This window comes from Pirellulales bacterium (assembly GCA_019636335.1).
GTDB lineage: Bacteria > Planctomycetota > Planctomycetia > Pirellulales > JAEUIK01 > JAHBXR01.
This window is the reverse complement of the sequence record JAHBXR010000016.1, coordinates 20,050-41,658: the sequence shown is the minus strand read 5'-3', so window position 1 is coordinate 41,658 and position 21,609 is coordinate 20,050. Positions and strand designations below refer to the sequence as shown.

Sequence of the window (21,609 nt, the reverse complement as noted above, 5' to 3'; positions counted from 1 at the left end):
ATTAGAGTTTGTGATACTGAATGCGCTGGCGGTTCTACTGCGCTGCCGCCTCTTCAGATGGCTTTTCACTTTCGCCGTCCCCCGCCTGGGCGCGTTCCGTCGCGCGCAGCACCTGCGCCGCCGGCAGGATTAAGCCGGTGAGGCCTTCCTGCATCGAGGAAGCCATGCTCAGCAGGGCGGTCATGGGATTCGCGCCCCCGGCTGCGTCGCCGGCCTCGGGCAGTTGCGTGACGACGATCCCCACGAGGTCGCCCGTTCGATTAAAGACCGGCAACCCGATCAGCGGCGTCAATTCTTCCTGCGGTACCAGCAAGGTCCGCGGTCGGTCCAAGTGACCAACGACCGTGGCCAGAGCCACTACGGGAGTGCGATCGAACATCTTGCCCATGCGGCGCACGCCGACCAGGCGCTCGCCGAGTTCCGCCTCGGCCGACTTCTTCAGATCGATTGCGTCGAATGACTTCTCGGGCTTTTCGACTTGCACCCAGGCAAGATCGAGATCCTCGTCGCGAGCGAGGATCTTCGCGTCGAGCTCTTCATCGTCGGGCCCCAGCACGACTTTGACGCTCGTCACATCCGAGCTGATGTTCAGCCCGGGCATGTTCCCCCCCAGCATGCGCCGTACGGCGCTGGCCGGCCCGCTGAGCTGCATGTTCGAGCAGATCACCAGTCCCTCGGGCGAGATCATCGCGCCGGCGACCTCGGATTCGATCTCCTGCTCGTTGCCGGCGCCCCGTCCGCCGATGCGCATTTGCACCACCGTCTTGAGGGTGACGATGCTGCTCGACTTGGCGTCGAGCAAGCCCTTCAGCTCGGCAGCATCGTCGGCCGCGGCAGGCGCGCCTGCCAGCGAAATCGCCACGGCAAGACATACGCTTGCGAAAATGCGTCCACGCACAGTACGGCCCAACGGCATGTCACTCTCCCTGGTTATGAGCTACTTGTCGCTCGTGGTTTCTTCCTTGCCGAGCGGATCCCATTCTGGTTCCGCGAATTGAAAACGCGTCTGCACGCCGCGCAGAATCTCGAACACCACCCGCGGCGGCTTTTGATCGGCCGTCTTGTCAAGCGCCTGACGGAAGGTGGCCACATCCGTGACCGGCGATTCGCCGATCTTCTGGATCAGATCGCCGGCAGACACCCCGGCCAGCCCGGCCCAACCGGCCGGCTCGGCACTCAACACAATGACGCCCCGGACGTCGTCGTCCCAGCGATGCTCGACCCGGTCGAAGAATGTAATTTCGCGGACCAGCAGATCGAAATCGCCGTTGTGCTCGCGGCGCGTTTCGTCCGGCAGGGTGCGGCTCGCCTCGAGTGCCACCTCGATCTCGAGCGGCTCGCCCTGGCGCAACAGAGTCAATGCGGCCTTTTCTCCGATGTCGAGGGCGCGCAGCTCTCGCTGGAACAACCCGGCATCTTCGGGACGCCGCGGCGCCACCTTGCGGCCGTTGAGTTGCGTGATGACGTCTCCTACTTGTAAGCCCGCCGTGGCGGCGGTCGTGCCGGGATAGACCTGCGTGACGCGGAATCCCGGCTCTTTCAAGTTCATCAGCGTGGCCAGGTCCGCCAGCAATGGTTGAACCGCCACGCCGAGCCAGGCCTTGGGCAGCGAACGCGGTGGTTCCGGCTGTTCCTTGTCTTCCGCCGGCTCGAGCACCGTGACGTAGTTGTCCCCCCGTCGTTCGAACTCGATCAGAATCTTCTCGGGCGCCGGTTCGCGTTTGGATAGCTCTTCGTAGATGGCCAGCAAGTCACTCATGTTCTTGACGGGCTTGCCGTCGATGGCCCGCAACACATCGGCCGTTCCCAGCGGGGGGCGTGCGCTGGCCGCGCTACCACCGCCGCGCACGCCGGTAATGAGCACGCCATCGGTCGTGGTAAGCCGGCGCTGCAACGCTGCCAACGCGGTAATCTCGATCGCGGTCATGCCCCAACCTCGCAGCTCTTCTTCTTGACCGAGATCTTTTTCAAGCTTGGCCGTGACGATGCGCGTTTCATGCTCGCTGCCGTCGCGCAGATACTTCGCCGCCAACTCCGTCCCCACGGGTCGGTCAGCGATCTTCTGCATCAAAAGCGGGATCTCCTCGGCGAAGCGTACCGTGACGGCCAGGCCGTCGAGCTCGACCAGGACATCCCCCGGCTTGAGGCCCCCCCGCGCCGCCGGCGAGCCCGTCACGATCGAATTGACGAGCACGCCGCGCTCGTAGCCGGTCTTGTCGATCGGGCGCAGGGCGACCCCCAGCCAACTGCGCGTCACTTCACCATGGGAGACGATCGCCTCGAGTACCTGCTTCGCCAGATTGCTCGGAATGGCAAAGCCGATCTGGTTGCCCCCCAACTCGTTCACGCCGATGATCTCGCCGCGGAGATTGACCAGCGGGCCCCCCGAGTTGCCGGGCTGAATCAACGCGTCGTGCTGAATCCAGCGCGTAAACAGGCCGGTGCGCTGACCGGGGCTGAGCTCCATCGCATCGCTATTGTCGTCGATCAATCCACCGGCGAAGACCCGCTCGGTGTTCGACACGATGCCCAACGTGACCGAACGCGACAATGCCAGCGGGCTCCCCATTGCCATCACGAAGTCCCCGATCTCGATCTGCGACGAGTCGCCGATCGTGGCCACGGTCAACTTCGAGGCGTCGGTGCCTAACGCTTCGAGATCGAGCTTTAGCACCGCCAAGTCCGTGAGGGGATCTTCTCCCACCAGCGTCGCCGGAACTTCGCGGCGATCGTAAAGCGTGCAGCGAAACCGGCGACCGCGATTCGTCACGTGCTGATTCGTAAGCACGTGACCCGCGGAATCGACGATCGTGCCGCTGCCGACGGAGCGCGAGCGAATCTCCTTGCCGCCGGCGTACATCGTCGTCACGAGCTGGATATTTACCAGCGCCGGAAAGACCTTGCTGCGTGCGTCCTGAATGACGCTACGCAGCTCGGAACGTACGATCGACAACTCGTCGGTCGCCGAGCTGGGAGCGGTCTCTTCGGAATACGCGACCCCACCGCAGATGGCCAATGCGGCGACCATCCAGGCGCATCGCAAGTAGGAGACTCGTAGCTTCATGGTCACGTTCCACCCTCTGATAGATCTCGATCAACGGTCGCAAAGTCCACGCCCTTTACCCAGGCCGCCATTCTAGGGTGGGTTGCCAACTCTAGCTATATGAACCATTTCTCGACGTACAAAGTGTATGATTCTTCCACCCATGCGACGCGGCGAACCGCAGGAGCGAAGCCATGAAGTCAGAGCGACCGGAATCGTGCGTAAAATGCGGCGAACCGCGGGTTGCTAAGATCCTTTACGGCCTTCCCGCCTTCGAGGAGACGCTCATCGCCCAACTCGACGCGGGCCAGATCGTGTTGGAAGGCTGCGTGAGGACCGGCAACGATCCGCGGTGGCAATGTCTCGCCTGCGGCCATCGTTGGGGGAGAACTCAATTGGTCGCAGTTGCTCGCAACTCCATCGCCCGCATCAAGCGCAGGGGCTGATCCGTCTGGATCTGGTCGATCTTCCAGTCGATCGCCCGCAGGTAATCAGCCACGGTCGCCTCGTCCGGGGCGTCGGCGTAGACCTTGATGCCGAGCGTGTGACAGCGCTCGATCAACTCGGCGGAGAGATCCTTCCAGCCGACGTCGACAGCGTGCGGCGTCAGCTTCTTGGCCATCGGCTCGAGCGAATTCTTCGAGACGAGCGGAGCCAGCAACCTCAGGCCTGGCTCGAGCTGCCACACCTTGTTCAAGTAACCTGGCCCTTGAAAGACGATCGTCCGCGCGACGAGATCGTGGGCGCGCAGCGACGTCACGAGTACCTCGGGGGTAATCTCCTTGGCGTCGAAATAGATGCCGATCTTGCCGCCGCTCGCTTCCAGGACGGCGTCGAGCGTGGGCACTTTTTGCCCCGCATACGGTTTGCCGAACCAACTGCCGGCGTCGAGCTGCGCGACGGTGGCGGAGTCGGTGCCGCGAATGGCCCCTTGGCCACTCGTGGTGCGGTCGAGGGCGCTGTCGTGCAATAGGAACTGTCGGCCGTCGGACGTCGTGCGGACGTCGATCTCGACGTAATCCGCCCCCAGCACGATGGCGCGCTCGATCGCCGCCAGCGTGTTCTCCGGCGCGTAGCGCGACGCCCCGCGATGGCACGTCATCAGCACCGGCCGCGGACCCTCGCCGTACAGTCGTGCGAGGTGCAGGGCGAGAATCTCGCCCGGGCGATCGGTTTGCAGATAATCGACGCCAGCGTCGAGCATGCGCGACCAGACCGCCACTCGATCCCACGGGCCAAGCACCTTGGCCTGCACCTGAATCCTCTGCTCGTGAAACTGTCGGCAGATCTCCGGCGTCACCTCGTTGGCATCGATCTCGACGATCGCCGGCGCGATGCCCGCCTTGAGCGCGGCAACCTCGTTCCCAGGACGCCACTTGCACATCGTGGCGACTTTGCCATCGGATGCTTTGCGCACGCGTCGAAGCTGTTCTAAGGCGGCATAGACGACGACCTGCTCTTCCATGCCCGTACTGCGGATCTCATTGACCAGCCGCGCCGGATCAAAGCTCTTGGCGTCGAGATAGTAATTCACGCGTCCCTTGGCGAGGGCGAGCGCCTCGGGCAGAGACAACAGCCGCGTGCCGGCATAGCGCGGCGCGAACCACGAACCGGCATCGAGCGATTGCAACTCGGCGAGCGTTTTTTCGGCCACGCTCCCCCGGCCATTCGTCTTGCCATCGAGCCGGTCGTCGTGAAACAGCACGTGCTGTCCATCGGCGGTGAGCCGCACGTCGATCTCGACCCATTCGAGGCCATCCTCGATGGCCATCTCGATCGCCGGGCGCGTGTTTTCCGGCGCTGCCTCGGCAATGCCGCGATGCACCATCACCTGGAAGGGACGCGGCGGCTGTACTGGTTGAAAGAAACGTGATGGCGCGGATGATGCCTCGGCAGCGAAGGTTCGCGCCGACGACAGGGGGGCGATCCCATAAACCGATGCCGCGACGACCAACACGAGATGCGGTAGGCGTTCTTTCATGCCCACCAGTCTGCCTCGTGGACGCGCAAGAAAAAGGGGCGGGGAGTCGCTTTCCTGGAAAATAACTCCCCGCCCCGGCCTTCATCGGTTGTCTTGAATCACGGCATGTGGTGGGCACGATCCTTCTTGAGAATCGAACCATTGCCATTGGCGGCGGCGCGATCCTTCGCGTGCGGCGTGACGGTGGCGGGCTGCTCTACAGGGGTCTGCGAAGCCACGTCCCCGCCGTACGACTCCACCCCAGGGTGATCGCTGGGTACTGTCCCCGGCTTTGGCGGCTTGCCGAAGAAGCGTCCGAGCGGGCTGGCCAGCAGCGCCGGCAGCAACAGCAGATTGCCCGGCAAGGCGGCGGTGAGCAACGTCAGCATCATCAGGCCGAAGCGTTGTGTCGGCGTAAAGGGGCTCAAGGCGAATACCGACAGCCCCAGACCGATCACCCCCCAGCTTTGATACATGGCTCGTGCACACCCCTTGTAGGCGAGCATCACGGCCTCTTTGCGGCTCAGCCCCTGCGCGATGCCGCGCTTGTACCAGAGCAGGTAATGAACGACGTCGTCGACCGTCACGCCCAGCGCCACGGCGGGCGTCATCACGGTGCCGACATCGACGAGCCAGCCCATCCAGCCCATCGTGCCAAAGACGATCACCGCGGGAAAGATGCTCGTTACCACCAGCAACAGGCCAGCCGAAAAGCTTCGCACGGCGATCATCATGACGATGACGATCACGATCAGGTCGGTGATAAAGCCGACGATCAAACCGTCGAGCAGCGAGTTCTGCGCCTTGTAGACGATCGGCACGAGCCCCGTGTAGACCACTTCCAGGCCCACGTCCGCCGGATCGATCTTCATTTCCTTGGCGGCTTCGTCACGCGCCTGGGCAATGAGGGGATCGACTTCACCTTTCAAGACATCGATGAACTGGGCGTAGTCCACGTCCTTCAGCGCGCCGACACGGGCACTGATGCGGAAGAGCAGGTCGTTCGTATCCTTGTCGCGGCGCAGGTAGTCCGACGCTAGAAATTCGTCGATATGCTCCATCAGGTTCTTATTACGAATCTTGTCCTTGTCGATACGACGCAAAAGAACATTGCCGATGCCGCCCCCTTTGACGGGAGGTTCTTTTTCCGGAATCGGCGGAGCGAACGTCGCCATCGATAGCGAGCTGCCGACGTCGGGAATTTCGTTGACTTGCTCCTGCACGCGGTTCACGAGCCGCATCGATTCGAGGAAATTCAACCCCGACTTCTCCTCGTTGACGCGGATCACGATCTCCATCGGCACCAACTCGCCGAGATGCTTCTCCAACCAGGCATAGTCCCGCAGGATCGGAGCCTTCCCCTTGAAGAACCGCATCATGTGGACCGACGTCTTGATCTGCGGCAGGCCCAGAGCACAGAAAGCCATCACCGCCAGGCAGGCCAGCGCCACGCGACCGTTGCGATTCAGGATCCACTGGCCGGCATTCCACCAGAAGCGGTCGGCTGCCGAAGGCTCGCGCGGGGCCAATTCCCCCGTCTCGAGACGCTTCTCGGGAATGGGGAACAGGGTCAACGCGGCCGGCAGGAAGAAGATCAACAGCACGAAGCCGATCACCACGCCGATGGCCGAGAAGATGCCGAACAACTGAATCGGCACCAACTCGCTGTAGAAAAGCGACGTGAGGCCGATCGAGGTCGTCACGGTGGCCAGTCCCAAGGGAAGCATCGCGTGATGCACCGCTCGCGCGGGGGCGCCGGCGAGCCCTTCCTCGGCCACGGTGTCGCGGTAGTAGTTCGATAGGTGAATCGCCCCCGATACCGCCGCCACGTACACGAGCGATGGCATCGACAGCAGAATGGCGTTCATTGGAATGCCCGAGTACCACACCACCGCCATGCTGGCGAAGATGGTGTAGACTCCCGTGGCCATTACGATCGCGACGAGTCGCCAACTCTTGAGCGACCACCACGAGACGGCCAGACCGATGATGGCCGACATGCCGGCCAGGCGGATCAGCGTCGATTCGCCCGCCTTGTCGATCGCCACGTTATCGACCGGCGGACCCCCCATGCGCAGGTCGTCGGCCGGGATCGCACATTCCTGACTTGCCGTGGCGTAGATCAAGTCGATCGAGCGACGCAGATTCCGCTTGCCCGCGTCCGACAACGTGACGAGCAAGCAAGTCTGCTGTCCGTCGTGACCGATCAGCGACCCCTTGAGTCGATCGAGCGCCAACTGCGGGTCGAGATTCAGCGGCTCGCCGGTGATCTGCTTCAAGATATCGGGGCCGGTGACGACCTCATCAAACAGGGACTGCGCCTTCGGGTCGTTCTTCGCGCCGTCGGGAAGCAGCAGCTTGCGGGCCAAGAGGGGCAAGCGGTGATCGTTGAGCGTGCAGCCTTCCCAACTCACCAGCACGAACTCTTCGCCCGGAAAATACTTCTCAAAGCGGGAGTAGATCTGCGTCTCTTCATAGGTGTCGGGCAGCCACTGCTTGACGTCGTTGCGGTTCGTCATCAGGGCCCGCCGGGCGCCCAGGCCGGCGAACGGAAAGAAAAAGATCGCCACCAGGATAATGGCGAAGGCATAGCGATCGTAAAACGACTTCTTCATCATTCCGTCCGCCAGTGTTGAGTGACGCAGATTCGGCAGCAGCTTGCGGGGTGTTCGGTAGGCTCTTCGTGAGTGAACACGTCAGCTTGACGTCGTGGAAGATCGAGCCGATGGTGCGGGCGACCCGTGTGGCCGCGCGCCGCGCCAGTCAACTTCGATGCGCCACAAACACTCCAGCGGTAAGACGCCAGATCTGCTACGCGCTGCCCGGCGCGAAGTAAACGTCGAGACTACTGATTCGAGCCCGTTTCGTCTAGATCGGCCGGCGTCTCAAATATCGGCGCCATTGGGTTTTCCGGCGATGAACGGCCGCAAAATGGATGCCTTCCACCGGTCGCGCAAGCTGTGCCGCCCCGCGAAGAAAGGGGACACGCCCGCAAACTCCCCTCGAATCGTCCCACTTCGCCAGCAAGGATGCTTCCAGACAGGTTGCGCCTGGGCCGAATCCTGTCAAACTTGCAAGCTGGGTAGCACCCCGTCTCAGAAGGGGAAGCAGAGCGGCGCGAGCACCACCGAGACGACCCCGATCAGGATGTCGAGCGGCACTCCGATCTTCATATAGTCGGAGAAGCGGTACCCGCCCGGGCCATAGACCATCAGGTTCGTCTGGTAACCGATGGGCGTGGCGAACCCGGCCGAGGCCGCCATCATGATGACGATCGTAAAGGGCATGTGGTTGACCTGCAGGCCCTGGGCGGTGGCGAGCGCCAGGGGAAACATGAGGGCCGCGGCCGCGTTGTTCGTAATCAATTCGGTCGCCAGCAGCGTCGCCGCGTAGACCACGGCCAGCGTCAGCCAGGGATTTCCACCCGCCACGCTGATCATCGATTCGGCGATCGATTTCGCAGCGCCGGTGGTTTCCAACGCGCCACTCAGCCCGAACGAGGCCGCGATCGCCAGCAGCACCTCCCAGTCGATGCTGCGGCGTGCTTGCGCCGTCGTGCAACAGCGCGTCACGATCATCAATCCCGCGGCCACGAGCGCGGCCTGCAGCATGCTGGTGAGCTCGAACGTCACCACGGCCACCATCGTCAGCAAGATGCCCAGCGCGAGCAGCGCGCGCTCGTGGCGCAAGGGGTTCGTGTTTTCGAGCCGGCTGACGAGAAAGAAATCGCGCGAGTTCTTCTGCTGATCGGCGAACGAAGGGTGAGCCTCGAGCAGCAGCGTGTCTCCCGGCCGCAAGACGATATCGCCGATCTTCATCCGCAGGCGTTCGCCGTTGCGCGCCACGGCGATCACGGCCGCGTTGTAGATCGAGCGAAAGCGTCCGTCGCGAATCGTCTTGCCCGCCAGCGGAAACGTGTTCGAGACGACCGCCTCGATCAGGCAGCGGGCGGAGCGGGGCGAATCGAGCTTGAAGACCTGGTCTGTCGCCGGCACAAGCCCACGAATTCGCTGCAAATCGACGACCGAATCGATGACCCCCACGAAGACGAGGCGGTCTCCCGCGCGCAATTGCTCCTGGGGCGAAACGGCCGCCAGGATGTAGCCGGCCCGGTCGATCTCGGCCAGGAACACCCCTTCCAGATGGCGCAGTCCCGCCTGCTCGATCGTCTTGCCCGCCAAGGGGCTGTCGGGCGCGACGAGCATCTCGACCGTATACTCGCGCGGATCGTCGAGATTGCTGATCGCGCCGCGCCGGTCGGGTAGCAACCAACGCTGCGTTACCAGGATGAAACCAATGCCGGCAATCGCGGCGGGGAGACCTACCCAGGTGATATCGAACATGCCCAACGACGGCAGATTCGATTTCTCGACAAAGCCCGCTACGACCAGGTTCGTGCTCGTGCCGATCAGCGTGCAGGTGCCCCCCAGGATTGCCGCGTAGCTCAGTGGGATCATGAGCTTCGAGACCGGGATACGGTACTTCTTCGACCACTCGCTTACCGCCGGGATCATCATCGCCACGAGCGGCGTGTTGTTCATGAACGCGCTCAAGGCAGCGACGGGGACCATGAGTCGCGTGATGGCGGTCTGCGCGGTCTTGGGCCGGCCGAGCAAGCGGTCAGCCACCCAGTTCACGGCGCCAGTCTCGCGCACGCCGGCGCCGACGATAAACAAGGCCCCCACGGCCACGACCCCTTCATTCGCCAGGCCAGAGAGAGCCGCCCCTGGTTCGATAATGCCCGACACCAAGAGCACCGTAACACCCCCGATGAGCACCAGGTCGGGAGCCAAAGCGGTGAACGCCAGTAATAGGAACACCAGGGTGATAATCCCAACGGTGAACCAGGCTTCGAGCGTCATGGGGAGAGAATTGTGCGGGTGGCCTACCTTATAATGTTGACAATTGTAGTAATGTTTCGGCGGGCCACAATCGTTCCTTGACGAAAAACCGTTACGGTCACTGGCTTGCTAGCAAAAGTCGCGGAATAGCGGCTTAGGGCACGGCTTACCCAGCTTGCGTACTGGTATTGGACCAGACGAGCGGGCGGGAAGAGTGCTCGCGTCGCGAACCTCGACACTAGTTTGTCCCCTGTCCCCTGACCACTGTGTGATGCTGTCGCACAGTCGCCGCATTAGTCGGGCAAATTTTCGTCGGCAGGCTCGGGGAGGAAGAAGCTCACCACGAAGCCGATCAGGTACACCGAGAAACCCACGGCGGCCGCCGCGTAGGCGAACGAGGCCTCGCGATTCGGCCCTTCGATCAAGCCCGCCAGTTGGATCGTCACCAGCGCTGCCGAAGTTCCCAGAATTCGCCCGCCGACGTTCGCGGCAAAACTTTCGCCCGTGCCTCGCAAGTGGAGCGGGTAGACGCGCGGCAGGTAGTTGCCCCAGAAGCTGAATTGAGCGACGGTGACGAGCCCGACGAGAAAGATACCGAACTTGAGCATCGTGAGATCGGTGACCGCGGCGTAGACAAATACCAGCGGCACCAGGATGAGTCCCGGCACCTGGAAGAGTCGCAGTAGCCGGCGACGACTGGCGATCTGCACGGCCAGATAGGCCAAAACCACTCGTCCCACGAGCCCCCCCACCTCCTGAAACATCTGCACCTGGCTGACCGTTTTCATTTGCGCCGGGCGCGGCAACTCGCTGACCCCCGGCAGGCCGGGCACGATCTGCGGCAACTGCTGGATCGCACCAAAGGCTGCCCCATAGCTGCAAGCAAAAAGGATCGTCGTCACGATCGTGACCTTGAGGAGCGCCGGCTGAAACAGCTCGCCAAAGCTGGGGCGCCGCAACGTGCCGCGCTCTTTCTTTTCGCGCCAAGCCGGCGACTCGGGCAAGAAGGGCCGGATCAGCATCAGCGGCAGCGCCGGTATGACGCCAGAAATCAAGGTGTAGCGCCAAGCCTCGTGCTCGCCGAAGATCGGCGGTAAGTAAGAGGCATACGTCGTCGCGATGAAGAAGGCAAATGCCACCAACAAGCCACCCACGGAAGAGAATGCCTGCGTATAACCCAGCACCATTTCCCGCTGTCGCGGGTTCGGGAACAACTCCGCCAGCCACGCCACGGCCGCCACGAACTCGATGCACACGCCGGCGAACGTCGTAGAGCGGAAAAAGAGCAGCATCCCCGCCGACGTGCTGAAACCGGCGGCCATCGCGGAAAAAGCGTAGAGCAGGATGCTCCAAGTCAGGACCCGGCGCCGTCCCAGTATGTCCGTTAAATACCCACCCAAGAGCCCCAACAGACCTCCGACAAAGGCCGGCACGTAAAACAACAGCTTTGCCCACAGCAGGTATTCCGGCGATCCGACCGTCGTATCGAGCAGTTGCTCGAGCGCCGGTCGCACGATCAGCGGCAGCATGAGCAGCTCGTAGATATCGAAGGCGAAGCCGATCGACGCCACGATGAGAATGAGCCAATGGACCGTGGTTAGCCGGATGGGCGCATTCTCCGCAGTGCTCATGGGATCTCGTGGGCTGAGGGGGGATAGGAGCTTGTCCGGAGGCAGCGCCGGGGAGTTTGCCGCCTTTGCCGTTAAGGGGGTTGGCGGGGCATTGTAGTGGCCGTTTCTCCACCCCTCAACCGACAGCCGAAATTCGGCCCCGGAAAAAAGTCCACCAGACACACTTGTTGCAAGTCCAAGCCCGCCAACCTACTAGAATGTCGGGGCGGAAACCCCCCGAAAGTATTCGCCGCCCTCGATTGAACGGGGGCCGTACGAAGTTTAGAATTCCCGAGCGGGTGCTAGCATTCCAACGCTGGCGGCGTGGGATCAAGCTCGCTTCCGCCTTATTGACACCCTCCGTGAGTTCCAAAGGAAGGAAACACACGATGACGGGCCTTTCATTACCCAACCAGAAGAGAAGAGTTGTATGAGCATTGTTGCTGATGGTCGGCGCATCGACGTCGACGAGTACCGCGAATTGATCGTGTCGCGGCGCCCCCTGATCCGAACGACTACCTCTCGCGACGATCTGCTCGCCCTGCGCGATACCGCCACGGGCGAGACGTTCGTCATGGACGCCGATCTGGTGTTCAGCGAACGATCGTAGTGCGATCGCGTTACCGAGACGAATGCTTGCCCGCCGCGGTGCCGAGAACGCCGCGGATTTTTTTTGCGCCCAGGGCCGTCTCAAAGAGCCACTTCGAGAGGGAGTGACCCCGTCGGCAGACTAGCTGGCCGCCGCGGCCCGCTCGAGCCGTGGGAACCTGGCCCGAAACCAAAGCCGCTCCCACCAGTAGGCGTGCCTGAGATAGGGGCAATCGGGCTCGACCGTATGGCACTTGCCGCTGCGTGTCTGCAGCACGATTTGGCCATCGGCCCGCGATGTCCGCACCACCCAGAATTTGTCGACCCAGTAAGTGTAGTCGTCTCCCGAGGGAGCCGGGTGGACATCTTTGGCGCGCGGGCCGGGCCGACTGCTGTGCTTCAGCTTTCGGTAGATGACCGAATCGCCGGGTTTGAATTGGCGGTGAAACATGTCCGCTCTCCCCGCGAAATCCCGTACTTTCATCGCCGAGCAACTGGTTGGGCAGCGAAACCAAGGCATTATAGGCCGGCCGGCCAGGAATGTCAGCGTCGATTTGCCGTCCCGCCTTCTTGGACCCTTGGCCCAGCGCCGCTCGGGCACGTTGCCCGGCGTTTAGCATCGGCACCGCTCGCTAGGCGCGCGGCGCGCCACGCCGGAAGACACTCAGCACGGCCACGAACAACGCCCCACCGATGATCGACCAGATCACCGGGAACTGCTTGCCATCGACGTCGATCGTGATCAGATCGGGCAGCCCCGCCATGCCGGCCAGCCAAGAGCCCAGCAACGCGCCGATGAATCCCAGCGCGATCGAGACGAGACAGCCGCCGTGGCTGTAGCCCACCAGCCCCTGCGCGATGCTGCCGCACACGAACGCCACCACCAGCAACAACAGAAACTGCAGCATGACTTGCCCTCTGGATGCCGTGGCGCTGGCGACTAGACCAGGGCCAGTTCGGCTTTGAAGTATTCCAAGGCGCGCTCGAGTCCCTCGCGGCGCGAAACACGCGGCTCCCAGCCGAGCAACGTCCGCGCCCGCGTGATGTCGGGCTGTCGTTGCTTCGGATCGTCTTGAGGCAGCTTACAGAACTCCAGCGGACTCTTCGAGCCGGTGAGTTCCAAAATCTCGTCGACCAGTTGCCGAATCGGGATCTCGACCGGATTGCCGATGTTCACCGGCTCGTGTTCGTTGCTCGCGAGCAGCCGGCAGATGCCATCCACCAGGTCCGACACGTAGCAGAAGCTGCGCGTCTGCGTGCCGTCGCCATAAATCGTGATCGGTTCGTTGCGCAAGGCCTGGGCGCAGAAGTTCGGCAACGACCGGCCGTCTTGCACCTGCATCCGCGGGCCATACGTGTTGAAGATGCGCACGATGCGCGTCTCCAGCCCGTACTCGCGATGGTAGGCCATCGTCACGCTTTCGGCGAAACGCTTCGCCTCGTCGTACACGCTGCGCGGTCCGATCGGATTCACGTGCCCCCAGTAGCTTTCGCGTTGGGGGTGCTCGAGCGGATCGCCGTAGACCTCGCTCGTGCTGGCCAGCAGCATCCGGGCGCCGTGACGCTGCGCCAACTCGGCACAGCGGAACGTGGCGTCGGCCCCGGCACGCAACGTCTCGAAGGGGTATTTCAGGTATTCCGCGGGACTGGCTGGCGAGGCAAAGTGCAGCACGGCGTCGACCGGGCCTTCGACGGGCAGCGGCAACGCCACATCGCACTCGATGCGCGTAAACCGCGGATACTCGAGCAGGTGCTGCGTGTTGCGCGGCGAGCCGGTGATGTAGTTGTCCAACGCGACGACTTCGTGACCATCGGTCACAAAGCGATCGCAAAGATGCGATCCGATGAACCCGGAACCACCCGCAATGACCACACGCATGGGTAAGGCACTCCCTCGCTGGCTCGATACCGACCGCGCGCAGGACGCGACCGCACGGTCCCTACAATCGGAAGAGTAGCACACAGTTAGGGTAGCGGTCGTCTCGAAATTGAGCCACCCGAGTCGTCCGCTGCCGCCGGTTGGGGCAACGGGCGGTAGATTGCCTCCAGCCCGGGTATTCGTCCGCCCGAAGGCACGGAATAGGGGGGCGATCATCCGCACGACGGCCGCTCTTCCCTTTTCCCGCCCCGCCCCACCGATTGTCTGGGCCACCGCCCGACCGCCGCGCATGCCTCCGAAGCGACTGTTGCCGGTCAAAGGAAACGCCGTGGGGGCAGAGCCCGCCGCTCGCCGCGAGCAGGTGTGGCTTACCTCCTTCATCGGCTATCTGCGGAGCGAGTGTCACCTGGCCGAAAATACGGCCCTGGCGTACCGTCGCGATCTGGTGCGCTTCTTGGGCTGGCTGGGCGAACGCCGGATCGTCGCACTGAAGCTGTCCGACCTGACCGAGTACGCGGCCTGGCTGCGCGAGCAAAAGCTCGCCCCGGCGACGGCGGCTCGGCATCTCGTGTCGCTCAAGCTTTTCTTCCGCTATCTGCAACTCGAAGGTGTGCTGACCGAGAACCTGGTCGAGTTGTTGGGCAGCCCCAAACTGTGGCAGCGCGTGCCCGACGTGCTCGATGGCCGGCTCGTCGATCGATTGCTGCTGGCGCCGGGCGAGGGAGACCGTCAGTGGCGGCGCGATCGGGCGCTCCTCGAACTGCTCTACGCGACGGGATGCCGCGCGTCGGAGATCTCGATGATGCGCGTCCGCGACGTGCATCTCGAAGAGGGCTTTTGCCTCGCCCAGGGCAAAGGAAACAAAGAACGACTGGTGCCGCTTGGGCGCCGCGCGATCGAAAGCGTGCGCTCGTACCTCGACCATGAACGCCCGCGCCTGGCCGCGCGATCGAAGTCGGCCGTCTCCTGGCTTTTGCTCACCGGGCGCGGGATGCGCTTGCGACGCGAACGCATCTGGGAACTCGTAAAGCACTACCTCGAACGGATCGGAGGACCATCCACCGCCAGCCCCCACACGCTCCGTCACACGTTCGCCTCGCATCTGCTCGAAGGAGGAGCCGATCTGCGTCAGGTGCAAGAGATGCTCGGCCACGCCAACATCGCCACCACGCAGCTCTACACGCACGTCGAGCAGGCTCGCCTCAAGGCCATCCACCGGCAGTTCCATCCCCGCGCCTAGCGACGGCTCGCGAAGCGCGTCAGGGCGCAGGTGACGTGCGCGGCGGGGCGAACTTGACCCGATCGATCAGCGGCACGATGCGGCCATCGGCCACATAGCCGGTGACCGCGGTGATCGCCTCGATGACGTGTTGATAGTTCAACTCGTAGTCGCAATCGAGCTCGACCTCGAGACCGTCGGCGCCGGCCGCAGGGCCCCCCGCGTCACCGACAAGCCCCCGTAGAGCAAGATGCAGCTCGCGAAAGCTGGCCAGTGGCTGTTCGCCCATCTGGATGCCCGCCAGTTCGCCGTTGGGGCCGGCCAGCAAACGGACACGGATCGGTGGCAGTTGCGGCAGCTCGGGGGGCATCGGGGCCGCCGAAGCCTGCGGCATCTTGATGCGAAAATCTCCTTCGAGCGCCACGATGTTGAAGCTGAACAGAAAGAAGATCAAAAGCTGAAACACGACGTCGATCATCGGCGTCATCTGCAGCTCGACCTTCTCCTGGCCGCTCGTGGTCGAATGACGTATCCGCACGTCGTTTCCCGTCGCAAGACGTCATGGCTGGGGTAAAGACAGACGGAGCGCGCCGCGCCGTCAGCCGCGCTGTTCCTGTTTGGCGCGCAGCACGAACCGCACGAATCCGTTTTCCTGACACGACTTGATCAGTTGTTGCACGTCGCCGGTCGGCGCGAAGGCGTCGGCGCGGATGATCACGGTTGCTTCCGCGGGGTTCTTGCCGAGCCGCTCGAGCACCGTGCGTTCTTGTTCCAGGCGTGGTCCCAACGCCTCGACCGGCACTTCGGCGCCGGCCAAGAGCACGGTGCCGCGCTCCGTCAGTTGCAGCGTCAGGGGCGATTCCGTCGGGCCGTCGGGGGGCTTGGCCAGCACGCTCGACGGCAGCTTGATGAGCTCGCTCATCTCCGCCTCGCTGAAGCTCAGCAGCACCATGAAGAAGGCGATCAACTGAAACGTCATGTCGATCATCGGCGTCATGTCCATTTCCGCCGGTGGCATCGAGGCTCGGCGCGTCATACGCATGGCGAGAGATCCTGCAAGGTGGCGAAGTCGCGGAGACAAGCGGCCGGAGGCGATTAGGGCTTTTTCGGCGTGACGTGTTGGAAGTTTTCCAACAGCGACTCTCCCACGATGCCCACTTCGAGCACGAGTCGGGCGATGCGATTCTTCAGAATGCCGTAGGCGGCGATCGCCGGAATGGCGAGATAGAGCCCCACGAGCGTCGTGAAGAGCGCGGTCGCGATCCCCTCGGCCAGTTCCGAGGGCTTGGGTTGCGTGGTGCTGCCGGCGATGACGGCGAACGAAGCGATCATGCCGTCGACGGTCCCCAGCAGACCGACCATCGGGCTGATCGTGCCGATGAGCGCGATGTAGCTCAAGCGATGCTCGAGCTTCATGTTCTCTTCCTCGCCGACTTCCTGCATCGCTTCGATTGCTTGCGGATAGCCGGCCGTCAGACGAGCCAGCCCGGCCGCCAGCACGTGCCCCAGGAACGACTCGTCGTTCTTGGCCAGATCGTAGGCCTCTTGGAACTTCTTCTCGCGCAGCAATCGCTCGAAGCGGTTGACGAGACCGGGCGGTACGATCATCGCACGACGTGCCGAAAGCAGGTTCATTACGAACAACGCGACGAGCGCCAGGCTCAAGCCGAGGAAGATGGTCGTGTACATCGGGCCGAGCGACTCGATCATCCACGCCAGCCAACTCCGTTCTGCGCTGCTCCCCGGCTCGCTGGAGGCGCTGGCCGGCGCGTCCACATCCACGACGTTGACGTCGACGGCATCCTGCGCGAGCGCCGAGTGCGCGTCGATCAGCAGGGCCGCCGCGATCGAGCCCACGATCGCCACGACCACGGCGGCCAGCGAAGCGCGCTTCGCGGCCCGCTCGCAGAACGATCCCCAATCCATGCGTTTCTCCGTTCAGGTCATGCCGAGTCCGTGGTACAGCACGGCGAGCCAAGTGTACCGATGCCGCGGATGGCCGTACATCCGTCGATGCTTGGCGCGAGATAAGCTCCCCACGCGGCAAGTTACTTATTCCACGGGCTGTTGGCGTAACGCTGCTGCAACGTCTCGCGTGCGGTGGCCGCGTGATCCGACTTGCCCACCGCCTGCCAGAGCTGTGCCAGATAGTGCAGCGATTCGGCGTGTGCTTGAGGAACGTTGGAGTACAGCAGATCGACCCGCAAATAGGCCAGCAGCGCCTCTTTATTGCGCTCGGCGCTCAGGTAACAGCCACCGAGCGTGTTGAATGCCCGAGCGTGCAGTTCGGCCATCTCGGGATCGGCCGCGGCGATGATTTCCTCGACCAGTTTGATCGCTTCGTCCACCTTGCCGTTCTTCGCCTGGCATTCGGCCAGTCCCAAGGTGGCACTGGCACGTTGCACGTCGACGAGTGGCCCGGTGGCATTCTTCGAGATCTCCGTGGCGGCGGCGTACTCCCGCTCTGCCTCGGGGTATTTGTTCTGACGCGCGTAGGCCTGTCCTCGGGCCACCGCGGCGCGCATCTTGTAATCGGGCCAGGGGGCCTCGCCCAGTTGTGCGTATTGCGTGAGCGCGTCGTCGTAGCGGCCGATCGCCACCAACAGATCCCCCAACGCCTGGCTCGTCTGGTAGGCATGAAAGTTGTTGGGATACTTTTGCGCGAATTCGCGCAGTTGCCTCCCCGCGGTGGCGATTTCGCCATTGCCGGCAAGCGCCAATTGCGCGGCGGCATACGCCCGGTAGAACTCGATGTCTTGCTTCAATTCCTCGCGTTTGATGGCGGAGGTATCGGTTCCTACTTTCTCGAGATCGCGCCAGGCCTCTTCGTAGCGGCCGTTCAGCACCGCGTTCCGCACCAGGTTCATTTGCGGCGGCTCGCCATCGAAGCGCACGTATTGCACTTCGTTGACGGGAATGCTCTCGATCTTGCCCCCGGTACGTTCGAGGTTGATTTCGCGAGGCGTCATCTCGCGGAGCGTGCCAGAAAGGGTTCCCCGGGCCGTTTGGACCTGGTCGATCGCCAGCGCCGGCGAGACGCAGTACGTCGCCGCGAGCGTGACGAGGGTCAGGAACTGCGCCGATCGGTGGAGTGCAAACATCGTCTCTCTCATTTGTTTCTCGCTACCTCAGGCGGCACGCCGCGAGGGTTCTTGTGCCGTCGTTCCCCGTTCCAGTGTAGGCAGGCCCAGGGGCTGCTGCCCCAGTTCGCGCTGCACATTCTTCAAGAGCGCATCGAATCGGGGTCGCCACGCCTCTCCGCCAAGCTCGGGATGTACTTTGGCCAGTGCCGCGATGACGCGCGAGGTCGCATTCAACTCAGTCGCGCGCTCCCCCCCCGATTTGGTCATCGCCTGCAGGTAGCTGCAGGTTGCCAGGTTGAGTTGCGCCTCGTAGTAGAAGTCTCGGTAGCGTTCGTTGCCGCGGAGGCGCGCGGCGATGCCGTTCCAGCCCCAGATGTCGACCAGTCGACCGTCGCTCGACTTCACTTTGCGGCCGCGCCACGCGCGACCATACGACTCGGGATCGTCCTTGCCCCAGGCCTGATAAATGTGGGCAGCTTCCATCTGTCCTTCGAGCGAGTTCGGTTGCTCTCCCAAGAGGGACGTAATCTGCCTCAACGCCGACTGGTAATTGGACAAACGCCGATCGCAGCGCGCCAAGCGCAATCGCACCGCGAGCAGCGCGGCGGGCTGCGGCACGAATTGCGAATCGGTCTGCGCACGCTCGAGGATCTGCTGGCTCGCCTTGGCCGACCGCTCGAAATACTGCTGCACGTCGGGCGAAAGCTCGTCGCCGGCGCTCAGCCCTTCACCGAGCGAGTAATAGGCCTCGGCCATCCAACTCAGCGAGGCGAAGTTATGGGACTGCTCGCGCGCGGCGATGCGGTCGAGAAATTGATTGAACGTCTTCAGCACGGCCTGCAGTTGGTCGGTCTTGTTCTCCTCCTTCAGCCGCTCGATCTGCTCCTTCAGCTCGACGCCGAGATTCATGTAAACGCGCGTCATCGCGGCGGCGTTCTCTCCCGACTCGGCGGCGCGGCTGTCGAGGATCTTCATGACCTGGTCGGCCTTGTCGAGCTGCCCCGAGCCCACGAAGGCGCGCAGCGCCACCATGTAGGCCTCGCTGGCGAGACTGGCTTGGGCGAAGAGAGGACTCTGGGCTTCGAGCAAGGCCAAAGCGCCCGTCTCCGGGCGATCGACGAGTTGCATGGCGCGCGCGTAGTCGCCAGCGTCGAGATAGAGCTGGGCGAGCGACAGCTCGGCGGCCAATTCAGCCGGACTTGGCGGCGGAGCTTTACCTTCAAGACGCGTTTGTAAGCCACGTTCGAGGAGCGTCTTGGCTTGCGAGGCGAGCTGGCTCAGTTCTGCCGTATTCGCGCGGCTGTCATTGCTCCGCGCGGCCGTGAGATAAGCCGCCCAATAGGCCTGGCCGGCCTTGAGCTGCGCCTCGTTGAAACGCGAAGACTCGGCCGCAATGTGTTCGAGGTGTTGCGCGGCCGTCGTAAAATCTCCCGAACGCAGCGAGAGATCCGCCAGCAGCATCCAAGCCTCATCCGCTTCCGGGCTGGCGGGCCAGCTCTTGGCCATCTGTTCCGCGAAGGACACCATTCCCGCCGTCTCGAAGGCACGTTCGTTCACCGACGCGGCGTTGTACAGCTCGAGGTAAGAGGCCAGGGCGATCTTGGCGGCGGGCTTGGCCCCCGCGCTCGAGGGGTATCGCGTGGCGAGGAAATCGCCCAAGACGATCGCCTCGTAGTAGTCCCCCGCGGTGAAGTGCAGATAGCAGAGGAAATAACGCGCCTGATTGACTTCGTCGAGCGAGACCTCCGGCGTACACAGCGCGAGCGCCTGGCGAAACAACTTCATCCCCTGGGTGCGCGCGGCGTTGACCGCGTCGCGGGCCTCGGTTCGCTGCGATTCTTCGGCCCCGGCCATCTCGAGCGATTGCAACGTCGCCTGCAAGGCCGCAACGTCGTCCAGCAAGCCCTTGCCGGCGTCGAACGCCGTGGCGAAATCGGTGAATTCGACGGCGCCATCGCCGCGTGGTCGCAGCCGGGCCACGAGGGCCCGCGCGTCGTCTTGATGCTCGCCGCGCAGTCGAGCGACGGCGGTCGCGTGCGTCACCGCCTGCCGATGATCTCCGGCGCGTCGAGGATCCTTGGCGTCCAGGCTCGCGGCACGTTGCTCATAACCGCGCGCCGTCAGCCAGCGAATAGCGAGTCCCTCCGGCAGCTCGGCCTCGTTGCCGCGCGCTTGCGAGAGCCAAGATTCACCCTGCCGGATCGCTTCGTCATATTTGTTCTGACGTTCGTCCAGCCAGCACATCATCGCCAGACGTAGCGTCTTGCGCTTCAAGATCCGGAATTCGTCCGGTTCGTCGGGCTGGGCCAGAAGATCATCGTAATAGCTCAAGGCCTGTGGCAGATCTCCGAGATCTTGAAAGCAGCGAGCCTGATACATGCGGGCATAAAGCCCGGCCAGGCGACGCTGGTATTCGTCGTAGATTTCGCCAAAGGCGGCGGCCGCCGCTTCGAGCCGCTTCTTGCGTTCGCGGCTCCCCTCGTCGTACGTCGCGGCCGTTTCGTAGATCACGGTGGCCTTGAGCAGCCGTGCCTGCATGGCATTGAATAGCGCGCGATTGCGCGCCTCGAGTTGTGCCGTGTCCTTGTTATCGATGAACGAAGGAAACTTTTTCAGTTCCTCGTCGAAGCGAGTCTGAGAGGCGGCGAAGACTTTTTCCGCTTCTGTACAGAACTTGCGAGCTTCGGCCAGGTTCTGCTCGCGCGACGCGGCTTCGGCGGGCCGGCGTGCCGCTTCGATCAACGCCCGTCCCCGTTCGACGAGCACGTTGCCCAGTTCGAGCGAGGTTTCGCCCGTCAGGGCGTGCTCGGGCGATGCCTGGAGGAATTGCTCGAACTGCGCGCGAGCTTGATCGAGCAGGGCCAGGCGGTCGGCCATCCGCTGCTGCGCACGCGCCTCGTCCATCAAGATGCGTCCCCGTTGAAAGGGGATCGTCGACCTCTGCTCGTCGCTGATCAGAGGACTCGTGCTCATCGTCTCGAGGTATTCGCGCGCCGTATCGAACATCTGCCGTTGGCGCAGCGCTTCGAGGAAGGCCTCGAAGGGCTCCTTGGCCCCCGCGCTCCGCGCAAGACAACCCAGCACCAGCGCCAAAAGCGCCAGGCGGCAAGTCTTGCGTGCGAGCGGGCAATGCTTCATCCGGTGGCTTTCTCGCCAGGTCCACGAACCAGTGCGGGCCAGCGAGCCGCAACGTCGACCAGGTCGCTTGCGTCGACAAGTGGCGGAACCGCCCTGGCGCTGCCGGCCTCGGTGTCGCGGATCGGTGGGCTGGAGGTGTGGGCGTCGCGCTGGGTTCCGGTACCGGCGCTGCACCGCTGATCACGCGGCGCTCGAGGCGGGATCGCGACAAGTTCTGTTGTCACGGTCACTTCGGTCCCGCGCTGCGC

Annotated in this window: 16 protein-coding genes; 2 read left to right on the top strand and 14 right to left on the bottom strand. The window is 63.4% G+C overall.

The window, feature by feature from the left end; genetic code table 11:
- Positions 1 to 34 precede the first annotated feature (34 nt).
- From KF708_15925 to KF708_15900, 6 genes are all read right to left on the bottom strand, one after another.
- Positions 35 to 862, bottom strand: a complete 828-nt coding sequence (locus tag KF708_15925; GenBank protein MBX3414177.1) for a trypsin-like peptidase domain-containing protein — start codon at positions 860 to 862, stop codon at positions 35 to 37.
- A 75-nt stretch (positions 863 to 937) separates the two neighbouring features.
- Positions 938 to 3,064 (bottom strand): PDZ domain-containing protein, encoded by a 2,127-nt coding sequence (locus tag KF708_15920; protein ID MBX3414176.1) that lies wholly within the window; start codon positions 3,062 to 3,064, stop codon positions 938 to 940.
- Between the two features lie 370 nt (positions 3,065 to 3,434).
- Positions 3,435 to 5,024 carry a glycerophosphodiester phosphodiesterase family protein gene (locus tag KF708_15915; protein ID MBX3414175.1) on the bottom strand — a complete coding sequence of 530 codons (1,590 nt, stop codon included), beginning with the start codon at positions 5,022 to 5,024 and terminating at the stop codon, positions 3,435 to 3,437.
- Positions 5,025 to 5,122: 98 nt separating this feature from the next.
- Positions 5,123 to 7,621 (bottom strand): MMPL family transporter, encoded by a 2,499-nt coding sequence (locus KF708_15910; protein ID MBX3414174.1) that lies wholly within the window; start codon positions 7,619 to 7,621, stop codon positions 5,123 to 5,125.
- 477 nt (positions 7,622 to 8,098) lie between these two features.
- A complete protein-coding gene (locus tag KF708_15905) occupies positions 8,099 to 9,865 on the bottom strand; it encodes an SLC13 family permease (protein MBX3414173.1) in 1,767 nt (588 codons plus the stop codon).
- Between the two features lie 272 nt (positions 9,866 to 10,137).
- Positions 10,138 to 11,475 (bottom strand): MFS transporter, encoded by a 1,338-nt coding sequence (locus tag KF708_15900; GenBank protein MBX3414172.1) that lies wholly within the window; start codon positions 11,473 to 11,475, stop codon positions 10,138 to 10,140.
- A 409-nt stretch (positions 11,476 to 11,884) separates the two neighbouring features.
- On the opposite strand from KF708_15900, the gene KF708_15895 reads away from it, so the two are divergent.
- A complete protein-coding gene (locus KF708_15895; GenBank protein MBX3414171.1) occupies positions 11,885 to 12,064 on the top strand; it encodes a hypothetical protein in 180 nt (59 codons plus the stop codon).
- A 120-nt stretch (positions 12,065 to 12,184) separates the two neighbouring features.
- Here the strand turns inward: KF708_15895 and KF708_15890 are convergent, their stop codons facing one another.
- The 3 genes from KF708_15890 to KF708_15880 form a co-directional block, all read right to left on the bottom strand.
- The gene (locus tag KF708_15890; protein ID MBX3414170.1) at positions 12,185 to 12,493 is read right to left on the bottom strand and encodes a hypothetical protein; all 309 of its coding nucleotides are present in this window, start codon (positions 12,491 to 12,493) and stop codon (positions 12,185 to 12,187) included.
- 181 nt (positions 12,494 to 12,674) lie between these two features.
- Positions 12,675 to 12,950 carry a hypothetical protein gene (locus tag KF708_15885; protein MBX3414169.1) on the bottom strand — a complete coding sequence of 92 codons (276 nt, stop codon included), beginning with the start codon at positions 12,948 to 12,950 and terminating at the stop codon, positions 12,675 to 12,677.
- 32 nt (positions 12,951 to 12,982) lie between these two features.
- Complete coding sequence (locus KF708_15880; GenBank protein ID MBX3414168.1) at positions 12,983 to 13,921, bottom strand: SDR family oxidoreductase; 939 nt, start codon at positions 13,919 to 13,921, stop codon at positions 12,983 to 12,985.
- A gap of 289 nt (positions 13,922 to 14,210) precedes the next feature.
- Here KF708_15880 and KF708_15875 point away from each other — a divergent pair, with 289 nt between their 5' ends.
- Positions 14,211 to 15,161 carry a tyrosine recombinase gene (locus tag KF708_15875; protein MBX3414167.1) on the top strand — a complete coding sequence of 317 codons (951 nt, stop codon included), beginning with the start codon at positions 14,211 to 14,213 and terminating at the stop codon, positions 15,159 to 15,161.
- 19 nt (positions 15,162 to 15,180) lie between these two features.
- On the opposite strand, the gene KF708_15870 is transcribed toward KF708_15875, so the two are convergent.
- The 5 genes from KF708_15870 to KF708_15850 form a co-directional block, all read right to left on the bottom strand.
- Positions 15,181 to 15,678: a biopolymer transporter ExbD gene (locus tag KF708_15870; GenBank protein MBX3414166.1), complete on the bottom strand. Its 498-nt coding sequence runs from the start codon at positions 15,676 to 15,678 to the stop codon at positions 15,181 to 15,183.
- Positions 15,679 to 15,738: 60 nt separating this feature from the next.
- On the bottom strand, positions 15,739 to 16,182 hold the full coding sequence (locus KF708_15865; GenBank protein MBX3414165.1) for a biopolymer transporter ExbD: 444 nt from the start codon (positions 16,180 to 16,182) through the stop codon (positions 15,739 to 15,741).
- Positions 16,183 to 16,235: 53 nt separating this feature from the next.
- Positions 16,236 to 17,066, bottom strand: coding sequence for a MotA/TolQ/ExbB proton channel family protein (locus KF708_15860; protein MBX3414164.1), 831 nt, complete (start codon positions 17,064 to 17,066; stop codon positions 16,236 to 16,238).
- A 122-nt stretch (positions 17,067 to 17,188) separates the two neighbouring features.
- The gene (locus tag KF708_15855; protein ID MBX3414163.1) at positions 17,189 to 18,241 is read right to left on the bottom strand and encodes a tetratricopeptide repeat protein; all 1,053 of its coding nucleotides are present in this window, start codon (positions 18,239 to 18,241) and stop codon (positions 17,189 to 17,191) included.
- Between the two features lie 27 nt (positions 18,242 to 18,268).
- On the bottom strand, positions 18,269 to 21,361 hold the full coding sequence (locus KF708_15850) for a hypothetical protein (GenBank protein MBX3414162.1): 3,093 nt from the start codon (positions 21,359 to 21,361) through the stop codon (positions 18,269 to 18,271).
- Between the last annotated feature and the right edge of the window lie 248 nt (positions 21,362 to 21,609).